This window comes from Pseudoalteromonas sp. SG44-1, from assembly GCF_014164315.1.
GTDB lineage: Bacteria > Pseudomonadota > Gammaproteobacteria > Enterobacterales > Alteromonadaceae > Pseudoalteromonas > Pseudoalteromonas rhizosphaerae.
Map to the genome: position 1 here is coordinate 22,598 of NZ_JACJEW010000036.1, position 14,106 is coordinate 36,703.

Genomic DNA, 14,106 nt, shown 5'->3' on the forward strand with positions numbered 1-14,106 from the left:
ACTACACTGTTAAATTAAATGTCACCGGCCCATCATTACATAAACTGACTTGCATATCCGCAGCAAATTGCCCTGTAGCTACGCTTAACCCCATAACTCTAGCTTGGCTAACAAAGTATTCGTATAGCTCATTAGCTTGTGCAGGTGTGGCTGCTGATGAAAAACTTGGCCGCATGCCTTTTTTAGTATCTGCCGCCAGAGTAAATTGCGATACCACCAATAACTCACCTTGAATATCTTGCAGGCTTAAATTCATTTTGTCGTTTTCATCGCTAAATACGCGGTAATTGCTAACTTTATGTAGCAGCTTATCAGTGCTTTGTTGATCATCATGCTTTTCAACTCCAAGCAACAATAAAAGCCCCAGCTCAATTTGCCCAACCACCTGACCATCCACTTCAACTTTTGCGTGTTTTACGCGCTGAATTAATCCTTGCATCTATTCCTCGATAATTTGATACACATAAGATCGGCTGCACGCCGCACTGCCGCTAAATATACATTACTATCAACACCATGCCCAACGCCATCTAAGATCAGTAATTGGGCATTAAGTTGCTCAGCTAATTGCTGAACCGCATTGAATCGACAGACCAAATCATGGCGACCATGAATGAACCACGTGGGAATTTTGCTAATTTTTTTATAGTGTTCACTAATAAAGTTATCCGCAATAAAACAATCAGCTGTGAAGTAGTGAACCATTAAACGCGCCATATTCAGACCTAGTTGAGGTGAACTTAACCCCCATTGATGTTGCTGTTTACCATGGCTTAATACGTTTTCCCATTGGCACCATAATTTAGCAAAGTGATTTGCATTAATTTGATTATCATCATTTAATTGCCGCCGATAAAACGCAAAAATGCTGGCAACATCAGGTAACTCCTGAGAAAAACGCGCATATAATTCAGGATAAAAATGTGCAGCAGCACCATGACGACTATATAGCCACTGAAAATCGGCTGAAGTAGCTAAAAACGTGCCTCGTAAAATTAACCCATGTACATGTTGAGTGTGTTCGATGGCATACAGCAAACACAGAGTTGCTCCCCACGAACCACCGCTTAACACCCACTTTTCTAGTCCTAAGTAAGTGCGTAAATAATCAAGGTCAGCGACCAGTTCTGTGGTTGTATTAGCGCTAGTTAAATGAGGCGTTGATTGCCCGCAGCCGCGTTGGCTATATAAAATAATACGATAACGGGTAGGATCAAAGAAACGGCAATTATCAGCATGTAAACCTACGCCGGGCCCGCCATGGCAAATTACCACCGGCAAGCCAGCTGGATCACCGAACTCTTGTACATGAATTTGGTGCCCACTTCCCACACTCAAATGAAAATCATGGTATGGGGTAATATTTGGATATAACTGCATAATGCCGATTCTCCTATCAGCGATGCAGTGAATTACTTATTAGCATCGCCCTCATCAAGGATAATATCGGGTGTATCTTCGATATTTTTAGGGCCAATACATACTGTAAACTCTGCACCGAGTAACACAACCACCCACGACAAATACACCCACACAAACAAAATTGGAATAGTTGCCACCGCACCATAAATCACTTCGTATGAAGGAAAGTGACTGATATAAAGTGCAAAACCCTTTTTAGTTAATTCAAACAACAAGGCTGCAAATAAAGCACCTGGTACTGCAGCTTTAAAAGATACGCGAGTATTAGGCACTAAAGTATAGAGCATAATAAAGCCAGCCATAGAAATTAAATAAGGCAGTAATTTTAATAAAAAGCCACTAAAGCCCGGAATACCCTGATCGGCAAATGATACTAACGACACAATATATGAAGTAACACCAATACTTGCGCCTAATAACAATGGCCCTAAACTCAACACCATCCAATATACCGCGAAAGAAATCATCATTGGTCGCTTGGTTTTAATCCGCCAAATTCGATTCAGTGTCGCATCAACATTACGGATCAGTAGCAATGCTATCGCTGCAAGAAAACCAATACCTACAGCAGTCATTTGATTCGCATTACCTGCAAAAGACGTTATATGCTCTTTAATTACATCTGATGAGGTGGGCACAAAGTTAGTAAATAAAAAGTTTTCAATAGCAATACGGGTATCTTCAAAGCCAGGAAAAGCCGAGAAAATAGCCACGCCAACTGCAATTAAAGGAACCAATGAAAGTAAGGTTACATAGGCTAAATAACCAGCATTTACAGTAATTTGGTCGTCAATACAGCGATTAATATACTGCATCCACCACGTTGGCTGCTGACGTATAAGTACCCTCAACTGCTGTTTATAATGTGCGACCTTTTCATTCATAAAGTTAACTTTCTGCTAAAATAGTTTTGATTATCATAGCAATCCACCACATAATTTACAGCACTAACGGATTTAAAAAGGGATCTCGATGAAAAAACTGACTTTACTCAGCGCACCAATATTGGCCTTATCACTGGCTTTATCTGGCTGCCAATCTGCATATTACTCGGCTATGGAATCAGTTGGGGTGCATAAGCGTGACATTTTAGTGGACCGCGTAGAAGCAACTAAAGAGTCTCAAGAAGAGTCTCAAGAGGAATTCCAATCTGCACTTGAGCGTTTAACAACATTGATTAACTTTGATGGTGGAGATGTACAAGCAGCCTATGACCAACTCAATGATGACTACGAATCTAGCCTTGCGGCTGCTAATGACGTTACAAATAACATCAACAAAGTTGAAGATGTAGCTGAAGCATTGTTTGAAGAATGGAGCGATGAATTAGAACAGTATTCTAACGCCTCACTTAAACGTGAAAGTAATAAAAAGCTCACCGCAACCAAACGTGACTTTGATAAACTATTACGCTCTATGCGTAATGCTGAAAGCAAGATGGAGCCGGTACTGTCATCACTGCATGACAATGTTTTATACTTGAAGCATAACCTTAATGCACAAGCTGTATCAGCCATTCAAGGTGAATTCACTAATCTTAAGCGCGACATCAAAGTGTTAATGGATGACATGAACAAGTCGATTGCTGATTCAAATAAATTTATTGAGCAAATGAGTAAAGCAGGCTAAATCAGCTGTGAGTTTGCCTGTCACTTATCAAGAGCGCTAGTTTGCTAGTCGCAGAGTAATCAAAGCCTACATTTATGTAGGCTTTTTTGTTGTTATATCTTGTTACTTTTTAAGTGTTTTTTCATCGGCTATTTTTGCTACAATTCTACCTAATTAGAATTATAAAAACATTAAACAATGAAAATACGTGCAGTTAGTTTAATTATCGCATCAAGTTTATTAGCTGCGTGTAGCACTGCCAATCATGTGCAAAGAATTGCAGGCGCTGATACTGTTGTGCCACTTCATCAAGAGGGTGAACAGGCTGGGCGCTACCACAACCTCTATCCAGGGAAAAAAACCTATCCGATTAGCTGCGAAAGTGATTGTTACCCAAGTAATGCTAACTTGATATGTGAAACTCCGGGTGAAAACTGCCTCTATCAAGGCGCGCAACTAGCACCACAACTAAATACCGGCTACACAGTTCGCTGGCTCGGTCACGCCGGGTTTATGATCAACACTCCTAACGGCCAGCAAGTTGTATTTGACCCAGTAAAAGAGCAATTTGACTCCCCTGTTGATTTAGCTTTTCGGCTTGCATCTGGGTTTTATCGTAAGCCTGGGGACTGGCTTAGCGAAAGCGAACTTAACAATCTAGACGCAGTAATTTATTCTCATATCCATTACGATCACTTCAATAAAGCAGACATTGAAAGCATAGGTAATAAACCTCGCTACTTAACACCACTTGGTATGGCAGATAACTTTCCTACCGGTGGTTTTAATATTAGCGAAATGGCGTGGTATGCAAAAACTAAAATTGATAATTTAACCATTCATGCGCTACCTGCGCATCATTTTAGCAGTCGTGTGTTAGTGCCCTTTATTTACGAAGATAACGATAAAGATTTATGGAATGGCTGGTTACTTGAGCAAAATGGCAGCACTTTATTTTTTGCAGGCGACACAGGCTATTCAAAACACTTTAACGATATACAGAAAAAATATGGCGCTATCGATGTGTGCTTAATGCCGATTGCCTCTTATTACCACGAAGAGAATGGCAACTGGTATCGTTATGTACATACTACTCCTGAGGATGCCTTAACAGCTGCACAGCAGCTTAATTGTAAAGTTATGATACCTTGGGGCTATGGCAACTCAAGTTGGAAGATGGGCGATCACAGCAGCCATTCTGCATTGCTGCGCTTATTGCATATGTATGATGAGATGAAGTCACAAATCCCGCTGTATATTTTAAATGAAGGGCAAAGTGTCGCACTATAAAACAATACTTGGGTACTGATACGATTGCTCTTCCGCCTTACATTCATCATCACCGAGAGAGCGATGTATTGGCCCAAGTAACATACTAAAAAAACCATTAATTATATTCGCTGTTTGGTGTGTCTCTGAGCTATCAAGCGAGTGGTTCTGCACTTGCCGTTGCTGACTTTGCGCACTACCAACAACAAAGTCACAACCTGAGCTCATTACTTGCGACGAAGTACAGCCAGATAACAACATAGCCACAATCAACAACAATACGTTAGCCACAATTATTCCTTTTATATTAATTCTAGTAGTGCCATTACTTTAGCTGTTAATTACACTCAACAATGTAAAAAACTGTACTCACTTACGATCCATTACTACCAGTAATTTTATACCTGAACATTATGTCTGTTGTTTTCAATTTTTGTTTCAGTCACTATTAAGCCATAAACAAAATAAGAAACTTTGAGAATTAGATGAAAACAGCCGCGCTTACCTTAAGCCTATTAATGAGCAACGCCGCTATGGCTATCGATGTAGAGCATACAGCAACACCAATTACTATTGACGGTGTATCTGAAAGCGCATGGGACCAAGCAAAATGGCAGCCTATGCCTTTTCTTATGGATGGCACCTTGCCTGACTCAGATAAAGACTTTATAGGCCGCTACAAGTTACTTTGGGATGAAAACTACCTGTATTTACAAGCCGATATTGTGGATGATGTACTAATTGATACCCATCCAGATCCTACCGATAAGTACTGGGACGATGATGCCTTAGAAGTGTTTATTGATAGCGACGCATCTGGCGGTAACCATCAGTTCAATCATACTGCGTTTGCCTATCACATTGGTCTTGATAACCAAGCTGCCGATTTCGGAGCTGATAAAAAACCCCATTTATACACAGATCATTTAATCAGCCACTGGCAACGAAACAGTACCGCCCCATATAACATCACATGGGAAGTAGCCATTAAGCTCTACCCGAATGATTTCCAAGAAGGCGCGCCAAACACCCCGCTTAAGTTAACGGCAAAACAAGTAATCGGCTTTATGCTCGCCTACTGCGATAACGACGGCAGTAAAATTCGTGAGCACTTTATGGGTTCGCATGAAGTACAACCCGTAAATGGCAGCCGCAACCTAGGCTATATCGACGCCAGCGTATTTGGAAAGATTACGTTATTACCGAAAAAGTGATAGGAGTTGGCGAGTCAACTAGAGTAAAGTTATCAAGTTAAGCAAGGTTGGGTTGAGCGCAGCGAAACCCAACGAAAAAATACCCCGCTAACAAAAACAGGGGCTTTGCATTATCAGCTACTTTAAAAGCCCTTCCTCTTTTACTGCTCATTTTCTTCTCCTTGTGCAAAAAATCTTTAAGTCAGTTATTCACAAAGAGGATAAGAGGCGCTGCACTTTTAGAGGAAAGAGGTTATGTTGCATGGTTTATAAAATCTAGCGGTTTTTACCTAATAGCTATACAAACACCAATCTAGCCAACTACGCTGTTCTAATCTGACAGCTGACCGCTTATAGCTTACAGCTCTTCCCCTCACAAACTTTACTCTCGCTAACTAATAACCACAAAAAAGCCGCTGTATTTTGTAATACAGCGGCTTTTAAAATCATTGTTCTAAATTAATAGATTATGATTTAGGCGCACGACCCGCACGTTTACGCTCATTTTCAGTTAAATGACGTTTACGAATACGGATGTTTAATGGCGTTACTTCTACTAACTCATCATCAGCAATGAACTCAAGCGCTTGCTCAAGTGAATAGTTAAGTGCTGGTGTTAATGTTTGTGCTTCATCTGTACCAGATGCACGAACGTTAGTAAGTTGCTTACCTTTAAGCGCGTTAACTGTAAGGTCGTTATCACGGCTATGAATACCGATAACCATACCTTCGTAAACTTCAATACCGTGACCGATGAATAAACGGCCGCGCTCTTGTAAGTTAAACAATGCGTTAGTTAGTGCTTTACCTGTTGCATTTGCAATCATTACGCCGTTCTTACGAACACCTAGCTCGCCACCTTTGTGCGGACCGTAGTGATCGAAAGTATGGTACATAAGGCCTGAACCTGATGTAAGCGTCATGAAATCAGTTTGGAAACCGATTAAGCCACGGCTTGGGATCATAAAGTCCATACGCATACGACCTTTACCATCTGGTGCCATGTCAGTAAGCTCGCCTTTACGAAGACCGATTTGCTCCATGATAGAACCTTGGTGCTCTTCTTGACAGTCAATCGTTACTGTTTCATACGGTTCTTCAAGAACGCCATCAACAGTACGTAAGATTACTTCAGGACGAGAAACCGCTAGCTCGTAACCTTCACGACGCATGTTCTCGATTAAGATACCTAAGTGTAATTCACCACGGCCAGAAACACGGAAGCTATCTGGGTTTGCAGTATCTTCAACACGAAGTGCTACGTTGTGTACTAATTCTTTGTCTAAACGTTCACGAATATTACGTGATGTTACAAACTTACCTTCTTTACCACAGAAAGGAGAGTTATTAACAGAGAACGTCATTGTTACTGTTGGCTCATCAACACTTAGTGGTGGTAATGCTTCAACATTAGTAGGACAACAAACAGTGTCTGAAATCTTAAGTTCGCCGATACCAGTAACAGTTACGATGTTACCAGCATAACCACGTTCAGTTTCGATACGCTCAAGACCTAGGTAGCTTTGTACAGAACCGATTTTACCGTTACGTTTAGTGCCATCAGCACTGATGATAGTAACTTGTTGGTTTACTGCAACAGAACCACGCTTGATACGGCCAACACCGATTACACCAACATATGAGTTGTAATCAAGTTGCGAAATCTGCATTTGGAAGTCACCTTCAGGATCTGCATCCGGTGGTGATACTTCGTCAACGATCATCTTGAACATAGGTTCCATGTTCTCTGATGGCTCGTCTAAATCTAATGTTGCCCAGCCGTTGATTGCTGATGCATAGATAACTTTAAAGTCTAACTGTTCGTCAGTTGCGCCTAGGTTGTCGAATAAATCAAAGATTTGATCCATAACCCAATCAGGACGTGCACCTGGCTTATCAATTTTATTGATAACAACGATTGGCTTTAAGCCTTGCGCGAATGCTTTTTGCGTAACGAAACGCGTTTGTGGCATTGGACCTTCTTGAGCATCAACAAGTAGTAATACTGAGTCAGCCATCGAAAGTACGCGTTCAACTTCACCGCCAAAGTCGGCGTGTCCAGGGGTGTCTACGATATTGATATGGTAGTCATTCCATGAAATGGCTGTGTTTTTAGCCAAAATGGTAATACCACGTTCTTTCTCAATGTCGTTTGAGTCCATCACGCGCTCTTCGTTACCGCCGCGTGTTTCTAATGTACCTGATTGCTCAAGTAGTTTGTCAACCAATGTTGTTTTACCGTGGTCAACGTGCGCGATAATCGCTATATTTCTTAACTTTTCGATGCTCATATTTTTACTCAGAGAAATTAATTCTCAATGATCCTGCAAGATCTACGCACTCACCTGCGTTTTCACGAGATGTCCCAGCATAGGATTTAAAAGGGCGCATATTATCCCTCATTAATGACATGGATGAAAGTTTATCCAATATATATTTCACAACTTTCTTCATACTTCTAATAAGTATCTGTTTTATATATGACATTTTAATTAATTTAATTTTTCAATTTGTCACTATTTTGCTCATTCCTAGCTATTATTGTCATAATTTGGCAGTATTTGGTGAGTAAGTTAGCTTTATGTTGGTGTTTATAATCTATACAATTTAGCGCAAAGAGAAGTGACCACACTGACGCACCAAAATGATCACAAGCCGATCCAATATGGTGCAAAACATATAACAGCTGGATGTAGAACTTATTTTTTAACCTTAAAAAACAATGCACTATAAAAATGGCATAAAAGCCGCTTACTATAAAAGCAAAAGCAATTATGCAGCAAAATAAAACCCAACAGTTGGAGGACACATGTCACAATCGGTTTTAGATTTTATTAAAGAAAATGACGTTAAGTTCGTTGATTTACGCTTTACTGATACCAAAGGTAAAGAGCAACATGTTTCTATTCCTCATCACCAAGTAGATGAAGATTTCTTTGAAGACGGCAAAATGTTTGACGGTTCTTCAATTGCTGGTTGGAAAGGCATTAACGAATCAGACATGGTATTACTACCTGTTGCTGAGTCTGCTAAATTAGACCCTTTCACAGAAGAAGCTACTTTAATTTTACGTTGTGATGTTGTTGAACCTGGCACATTACAAGGTTATGAGCGTGATCCTCGTTCAGTTGCTAAGCGCGCTGAAGAGTACATGCGTTCTACTGGTATTGCTGATACCGTGCTATTTGGTCCTGAGCCAGAGTTCTTCGTATTTGATGACATCAAATACAAAACTGATATGTCAGGTTCAATGTACAAAATTGATTCTAAGCAAGCAGCTTGGAACTCAGATAAAAGCTACGAAGGCGGCAACACTGGCCATCGTCCAGGCGTGAAAGGTGGTTATTTCCCTGTTGCTCCAGTTGATGATTTCCAAGATTGGCGTTCAGCGACGTGTTTAGTTCTTGAAGAGCTAGGTCAAGTTGTAGAAGCGCATCACCACGAAGTGGCTACAGCTGGTCAAAACGAAATCGCAACTCGCTTTAACACTATGGTATTAAAAGCGGATGAAATCCAAGAAATGAAATATGTTATCCATAACATGGCTCATTTATATGGCAAAACAGCTACCTTCATGCCTAAGCCAATAGTTGGTGACAATGGTTCTGGTATGCACTGTCACCAGTCTTTAGCTAAAGACGGTGTTAACTTATTCGCAGGCGACAAGTACGGCGGTCTTTCTGAAGAAGCGCTTTACTACATCGGTGGTATTATCAAGCATGCTAAAGCAATCAATGCTTTTGCAAATGCGTCTACTAACTCGTACAAACGTTTAGTACCAGGGTTTGAAGCGCCAGTAATGCTTGCATATTCTGCACGTAACCGTTCTGCATCAATCCGTATCCCAGTGGTTCCATCAGAAAAAGGTCGTCGTATCGAAGTACGCTTCCCAGATCCAACAGCTAACCCATACCTTGCTTTCGCTGCAATGCTTATGGCTGGCCTTGATGGTATCAAAAACAAGATCCACCCTGGCGATGCAATGGATAAAGATTTATACGACTTACCAGCAGAAGAAGCAGCAGAAATCCCAACAGTTGCAACTTCACTACAAGAAGCGCTTGCGTCTCTAGATGCTGACCGTGAGTTCTTAAATCAAGGTGGTGTATTCACTAACGATTTAATCGATGCTTACATTGCGCTTAAGTCTAAAGAAGTTGAAAAGCTTAACATGACGACTCACCCTGTTGAGTTCGAAATGTACTACAGCTGTTAATTAGGCTGTAGAAAAATTATCTTATAGATAATATATGTGTGTTCTCAAGGCCCGTTCTGCGGGCTTTTTTTATGGCTAATTTTCCCATTCTCCACTAAAGTTTAATTAGTGCAAAAAATGCAAGGTGACAAGGTGAAAAAGACGCTTTTATTACTAGTAACTCTGATTTTAATCAGCTTTTATGGCTATTCTGGCGATAAGAAAATTTATTCTTGGAAAGATAAAAATGGCGTATCAGTATTTTCAGATACTCCTAAACCAGGTGCGCAAGAAATCAAGCTCACCAATCAAAGTTTGTCGATGCCGACTGTTGATACAAGCATTTTAGATGAACAGCAACCAGCGGCTGTGAAAAGCTATAAAGCGGTTATTTCTTCCCCTGCCGATCAAGGCACTGTTCGTGAAAATACCGGTTCAGTGTATGTAACTAGCCGTATAACACCACGCTTTGAGAATGGTTTTAAAATTCAACTACTAGTTGATGGCGCACCGTACGCAGAACCTAGCAATATCAGTACTTTTGCTCTGCGCGAGGTAAACCGTGGCGAACACACATTGCAACTGAAGCTATTTGACCCACAAGGCTCTGTTGTCTCTGTTAGTCCAGTGAGCACATTTTATATGCATAGAGCATCGTCTTTATAAAAACCATGTATTTCTATCAAAGACCATAATTTACTTAAAATATTTGTGCTAAGCTGCTAACAATCATCAACGCACTAAAATGGTGCAATCATGCCCGATAATAAAAATTTTAACCCTGAGTTACTAACTAGCATTTGGCAAAACCTGTCAACGGCAGTGATCTTACTTGATCAACAATTCACCCTTATTTACGCTAATAATAGCGCCAGTGAACTGTTAGGATTAGGCCCTAAACGTATCCTCAATCAACCGTTTGACAGTCTTTTTAATTACCATTCCATTGACCTTAAACGCATTGCACAATACTCTTTGGTAGATGGTGTAGATTGCCACCAGCACAGAGCTGACGTGGTTTTTGTTGATTCTCGTCATGCCAAACTGGCAATTAGTTCGCGTCGCGTGAAGTTACAAAATGAGTATTTTATTTTATTCGAGTGTCGCCAAACTGATGATGAAATTCGCCACGATCAAGCTTCTAATCAAATGCATCAATATCAAGCAGCACGTAACCTAATTAGAGGGCTTGCTCATGAAATCAAAAATCCTTTAGGCGGAATTCGCGGAGCGGCGCAATTATTGCAGTATGAGGTTGATCAGCAAGAACGGGATGAATGTGCAGAATTAATTATTGAACAAGCCGATCGCTTACGAGAGCTTGTTGACAGGCTACTGGGCCCGAATCAATTACCACAAAAGTCATACGGTAATATTCATCAAACCTTAGAGTCTGTAATTAAACTAAGTACATTAGATAATTGCGCCAATATTAGCTTGGAGAAAGATTACGACCCAAGTATACCTGATGTCTATATTGACCAAGGTAAAATTCAGCAAGTAGTACTTAACATCGTTCGAAATGCACAACAAGCGTTAGTCGGTGGTGGCGTGATAAAAATTAAAACACGTATTAATCACCAGCAACGTCGCCCCGGAAAAGCCCCTAAAAAGGCACTGCTGATCCAAATTTCAGATGACGGACCAGGTATCGATTCCAGCATCAAAGAGACATTATTTTACCCGATGATCACCAACAAAGAAGGTGGTTCTGGCTTAGGTCTCTCGATTGCACAAACCTTGATCGATCAACACAACGGCTATATAGAATGCGATAGCTGGCCAGGTCATACAGAGTTTAATATATATCTGCCTTTTGCGGATTAATCGGTTTTTGGAGTTTGCATGAAAACAGTTTGGCTGGTTGATGATGATGCATCTATTCGCTTTGTACTTGAAAAAGCACTAACTCGCGCAGGATTTAATGCTGAAAGTTTTTCTAATGCACAAGACGTGCTGTCAGCATTAAAGTTTAGCCAACCTACGGTACTGGTGTCTGATGTACGTATGCCTGGTATGGATGGTATGGCATTATTAGAACTGATCGCTGAACAAAACCCAGGCTTGCCAGTGATCATCATGACTGCGCATTCAGATTTAGATTCAGCGGTAAATGCGTTTCAAAAAGGTGCTTTTGAATACCTAGCCAAACCATTTGATTTAAATGAAGCCGTTGCGTTAGTAGAAAGCGCGTGTCGCGCTAACTCAACTAAAAAAGTAAAACGTAAACCCGCACCACCTAAAAGTGCCCATATCATTGGCGAAGCGCCAGCCATGCAGGAAGTATTTCGGGCAATAGGTAAGCTGTCAGCATCAAGTATGAGCGTACTTATCAATGGTGAATCTGGTACCGGTAAAGAATTGGTAGCCAGTGCTTTACATAACCACAGCCCACGCAAAGAAAACCAGTTTATTGCCTTAAACATGGCAGCTATTCCAAAAGAATTGGTTGAATCAGAGCTATTTGGCCATGAAAAAGGCGCTTTTACTGGTGCTGATAGCGTACGTAAAGGTCGCTTTGAGCAAGCCAATGGCGGTACGCTATTCTTAGATGAGATTGGTGATATGCCGCTGGATGTACAAACCCGTTTGCTGCGTGTTTTAGCTGATGGTGAGTTTTATCGTGTTGGTGGCCATCAAAGTATTAAAGTTGATGTCCGGATCATTGCCGCGACTCACCAAAACCTTGAAGACTTAGTAAAACAAGGCAAATTCAGAGACGATTTATTTCATCGCTTAAATGTTGTGCGCCTGCGCCTACCTGCACTGCGTGAACGTACCGAAGACATTGAACGCTTAGCACAGCATTTTTTACATAAAAGCGCCAAAGACTTACAAGTCGAAAGCAAAATTCTCAGCTCAAAAGCCACCGACTTACTACGCTTGTTCAACTGGCCTGGCAATGTTCGTCAACTAGAGAACACCTGCCGCTGGCTTACTGTTATGGCTCCCGGCGAGCTTGTGAGTGAGCAAGACTTACCTCCAGAGATCTTAGCAATTGACGAGACTCAACAAGAGGGTGATTGGCTTGATGCCTTTCAACAATGGCTTAACCTAGAGCTTAAGCAAGGCAAAGAAAACATCTGGCCTAATGTACAAGCGCAATTAGAAACCCGCCTAATTAAAACCGCATTGGCAAACTGTGCAGGACATAAACAAGAAGCCGCAGTAAAAATAGGCTGGGGCCGCAATACATTGACCCGTAAATTAAAAGAGCGCAATATCAACTAACTTCCCTGCTCAAACGAAGGAAAATAAGTTGAAGTTAATCGAGCATATTCCATTAATAAAGCAGATGGAGATACTTAATAGGCTGAGTTTTTTTAGAGAGTTCAGCCTCAATGAGCGCCAAGTATTACTGGAGTCATTCAGTCACTTATACTTAATCAATAAAGATCGCTTTGTGTTTAAACAGTTTGATAACGACAAACAACTGTATATCGTGCTCAGCGGCGCTATTGTGGTATTTAAACATAGTCATTTGATGGATTTAGGCACCATTGAACCCGGCGAATTTATTGGTGAAGGTGCGTTTATAAATAACCGCGAGCACAGCACCAGTGCTCGTGCTAAAAGCGATACCATAGTACTGGCGATTACCAGCGAAGCACTAATACGTTTACCAAATGTGATCCGCGAAAAAATTAAAGACCGCATTATCGAAGGGATGAGTGGACGTATTGCTAAATTAAGCGATTACCTCGAGTCACGCGGCTAATCCATATACACAACCTGTAGCGAACAGTTTAACCATTGCGGCCCTGCAATGTGTGCGTTATAGCGAAATGTATCTGAGGGTTTTTCACCAAAAGGCGTTGCAACCAAAGGGGTTGAATGCGTGTATGACTGCGCAGTATCTCTATAATTGATGACTAAATAATTTTCATAACGCTGCCAAACTAACTGAGCGCGGGCACCGTTTAGTAAAGTAAATTCAACCAAGTTATCAAAAAATCTGACTTTAAGGTTATTGTAGCGGTCTTCAACGCAACCAGTAGTATGCAGCTGTTGCGGCATCTCAAAACCTTGCTCTATTTGCTCACCACGTAAGTAAAAGCCAATATTGCCATCGCTATAATGATGATTTGCCGCCGACACATAGTGTATCTGTGGCTGATAGCCCATTGCTTGCATAATATCAGCAAGCTGCTCGGTTTCAGCTGTAAGTAACTTATCTTCGGAAGTTAACAGTGTCGCAGCGGCAAACTCTTTGGGGATTGGTAATTGAATAAACTGATACGGTAATGGTTGTTGCTGTAAGCGTATTGTTAGCTGTTGTTTTTCTAGCTCTGTTAACGCTTGCGTGTACACATATATTGTTGGTTGTTGGCACGCAGTTAGTAATAACAACATGCCAATTAAAATGCCATATTTCATAGTCACCTCAAATAGATTACATCTGTAGTCTATTTGGGGTGA

14 protein-coding genes are annotated in these 14,106 nt (G+C 41.0%); 8 read left to right on the forward strand and 6 right to left on the reverse strand.

Annotated features, from left to right (window positions below; translation table 11 throughout):
* Position 1: 1 nt before the first annotated feature.
* From dtd to H5187_RS16065, 3 genes are read right to left on the reverse strand one after another with little or no spacing between them, the layout of a single operon-like run.
* Positions 2 to 439: a D-aminoacyl-tRNA deacylase gene (dtd, locus tag H5187_RS16055; protein ID WP_182798031.1), complete on the reverse strand. Its 438-nt coding sequence runs from the start codon at positions 437 to 439 to the stop codon at positions 2 to 4.
* Entirely contained in the window at positions 427 to 1,380 is a 954-nt protein-coding gene (locus H5187_RS16060) for an alpha/beta fold hydrolase (RefSeq protein ID WP_182798032.1), read from the reverse strand. The genes dtd and H5187_RS16060 overlap by 13 nt, the downstream gene beginning before the upstream one ends.
* A gap of 32 nt (positions 1,381 to 1,412) precedes the next feature.
* Entirely contained in the window at positions 1,413 to 2,306 is an 894-nt protein-coding gene (locus tag H5187_RS16065) for a virulence factor BrkB family protein (RefSeq protein WP_145237963.1), read from the reverse strand.
* An 88-nt stretch (positions 2,307 to 2,394) separates the two neighbouring features.
* Between H5187_RS16065 and H5187_RS16070 the strand changes: the two genes are divergently transcribed.
* Both H5187_RS16070 and H5187_RS16075 read left to right on the forward strand, forming a co-directional pair.
* Positions 2,395 to 3,051, forward strand: a complete 657-nt coding sequence (locus tag H5187_RS16070) for a DUF2959 domain-containing protein (protein ID WP_145237960.1) — start codon at positions 2,395 to 2,397, stop codon at positions 3,049 to 3,051.
* A 177-nt stretch (positions 3,052 to 3,228) separates the two neighbouring features.
* Positions 3,229 to 4,320, forward strand: a complete 1,092-nt coding sequence (locus tag H5187_RS16075) for an MBL fold metallo-hydrolase (protein WP_182798033.1) — start codon at positions 3,229 to 3,231, stop codon at positions 4,318 to 4,320.
* Here H5187_RS16075 and H5187_RS16080 read toward each other — a convergent pair.
* Positions 4,315 to 4,590, reverse strand: a complete 276-nt coding sequence (locus H5187_RS16080; protein WP_182740378.1) for a hypothetical protein — start codon at positions 4,588 to 4,590, stop codon at positions 4,315 to 4,317. The two genes, H5187_RS16075 and H5187_RS16080, sit on opposite strands and share 6 nt — an antisense overlap.
* Before the next feature lie 194 nt (positions 4,591 to 4,784).
* Between H5187_RS16080 and H5187_RS16085 the strand changes: the two genes are divergently transcribed.
* Positions 4,785 to 5,513 carry a CBM9 family sugar-binding protein gene (locus H5187_RS16085; RefSeq protein WP_182718980.1) on the forward strand — a complete coding sequence of 243 codons (729 nt, stop codon included), beginning with the start codon at positions 4,785 to 4,787 and terminating at the stop codon, positions 5,511 to 5,513.
* A 446-nt stretch (positions 5,514 to 5,959) separates the two neighbouring features.
* On the opposite strand, the gene typA is transcribed toward H5187_RS16085, so the two are convergent.
* On the reverse strand, positions 5,960 to 7,783 hold the full coding sequence (gene typA, locus H5187_RS16090; protein ID WP_182740376.1) for a translational GTPase TypA: 1,824 nt from the start codon (positions 7,781 to 7,783) through the stop codon (positions 5,960 to 5,962).
* A 518-nt stretch (positions 7,784 to 8,301) separates the two neighbouring features.
* Here typA and glnA point away from each other — a divergent pair.
* The 5 genes from glnA to H5187_RS16115 all read left to right on the forward strand — a co-directional run bounded on the left by glnA (position 8,302) and on the right by H5187_RS16115 (position 13,405).
* Positions 8,302 to 9,708 carry a glutamate--ammonia ligase gene (glnA, locus tag H5187_RS16095; RefSeq protein ID WP_182718979.1) on the forward strand — a complete coding sequence of 469 codons (1,407 nt, stop codon included), beginning with the start codon at positions 8,302 to 8,304 and terminating at the stop codon, positions 9,706 to 9,708.
* Between the two features lie 132 nt (positions 9,709 to 9,840).
* Positions 9,841 to 10,353: a DUF4124 domain-containing protein gene (locus H5187_RS16100; RefSeq protein ID WP_246175485.1), complete on the forward strand. Its 513-nt coding sequence runs from the start codon at positions 9,841 to 9,843 to the stop codon at positions 10,351 to 10,353.
* Positions 10,354 to 10,443: 90 nt separating this feature from the next.
* Positions 10,444 to 11,514, forward strand: coding sequence for a nitrogen regulation protein NR(II) (gene glnL, locus H5187_RS16105; RefSeq protein ID WP_145237942.1), 1,071 nt, complete (start codon positions 10,444 to 10,446; stop codon positions 11,512 to 11,514).
* Between the two features lie 18 nt (positions 11,515 to 11,532).
* Positions 11,533 to 12,918: a nitrogen regulation protein NR(I) gene (gene ntrC / locus H5187_RS16110; protein WP_145237940.1), complete on the forward strand. Its 1,386-nt coding sequence runs from the start codon at positions 11,533 to 11,535 to the stop codon at positions 12,916 to 12,918.
* A 28-nt stretch (positions 12,919 to 12,946) separates the two neighbouring features.
* Entirely contained in the window at positions 12,947 to 13,405 is a 459-nt protein-coding gene (locus H5187_RS16115; RefSeq protein WP_182718978.1) for a cyclic nucleotide-binding domain-containing protein, read from the forward strand.
* Here H5187_RS16115 and H5187_RS16120 read toward each other — a convergent pair.
* Positions 13,402 to 14,064, reverse strand: a complete 663-nt coding sequence (locus tag H5187_RS16120) for a hypothetical protein (RefSeq protein WP_182798034.1) — start codon at positions 14,062 to 14,064, stop codon at positions 13,402 to 13,404. The genes H5187_RS16115 and H5187_RS16120 overlap by 4 nt on opposite strands.
* Between the last annotated feature and the right edge of the window lie 42 nt (positions 14,065 to 14,106).

Bases quoted from the DNA above. Each gene is read 5' to 3' on its own strand.
- dtd (WP_182798031.1), bottom strand. From the start codon at position 439: ATGCAAGGATTAATTCAGCGCGTAAAACACGCAAAAGTTGAAGTGGAT.
- H5187_RS16060 (WP_182798032.1), bottom strand. From the start codon at position 1,380: ATGCAGTTATATCCAAATATTACCCCATACCATGATTTTCATTTGAGT.
- H5187_RS16065 (WP_145237963.1), bottom strand. From the start codon at position 2,306: ATGAATGAAAAGGTCGCACATTATAAACAGCAGTTGAGGGTACTTATA.
- H5187_RS16070 (WP_145237960.1), top strand. From the start codon at position 2,395: ATGAAAAAACTGACTTTACTCAGCGCACCAATATTGGCCTTATCACTG.
- H5187_RS16075 (WP_182798033.1), top strand. From the start codon at position 3,229: ATGAAAATACGTGCAGTTAGTTTAATTATCGCATCAAGTTTATTAGCT.
- H5187_RS16085 (WP_182718980.1), top strand. From the start codon at position 4,785: ATGAAAACAGCCGCGCTTACCTTAAGCCTATTAATGAGCAACGCCGCT.
- typA (WP_182740376.1), bottom strand. From the start codon at position 7,783: ATGAGCATCGAAAAGTTAAGAAATATAGCGATTATCGCGCACGTTGAC.
- glnA (WP_182718979.1), top strand. From the start codon at position 8,302: ATGTCACAATCGGTTTTAGATTTTATTAAAGAAAATGACGTTAAGTTC.
- glnL (WP_145237942.1), top strand. From the start codon at position 10,444: ATGCCCGATAATAAAAATTTTAACCCTGAGTTACTAACTAGCATTTGG.
- ntrC (WP_145237940.1), top strand. From the start codon at position 11,533: ATGAAAACAGTTTGGCTGGTTGATGATGATGCATCTATTCGCTTTGTA.
- H5187_RS16120 (WP_182798034.1), bottom strand. From the start codon at position 14,064: ATGAAATATGGCATTTTAATTGGCATGTTGTTATTACTAACTGCGTGC.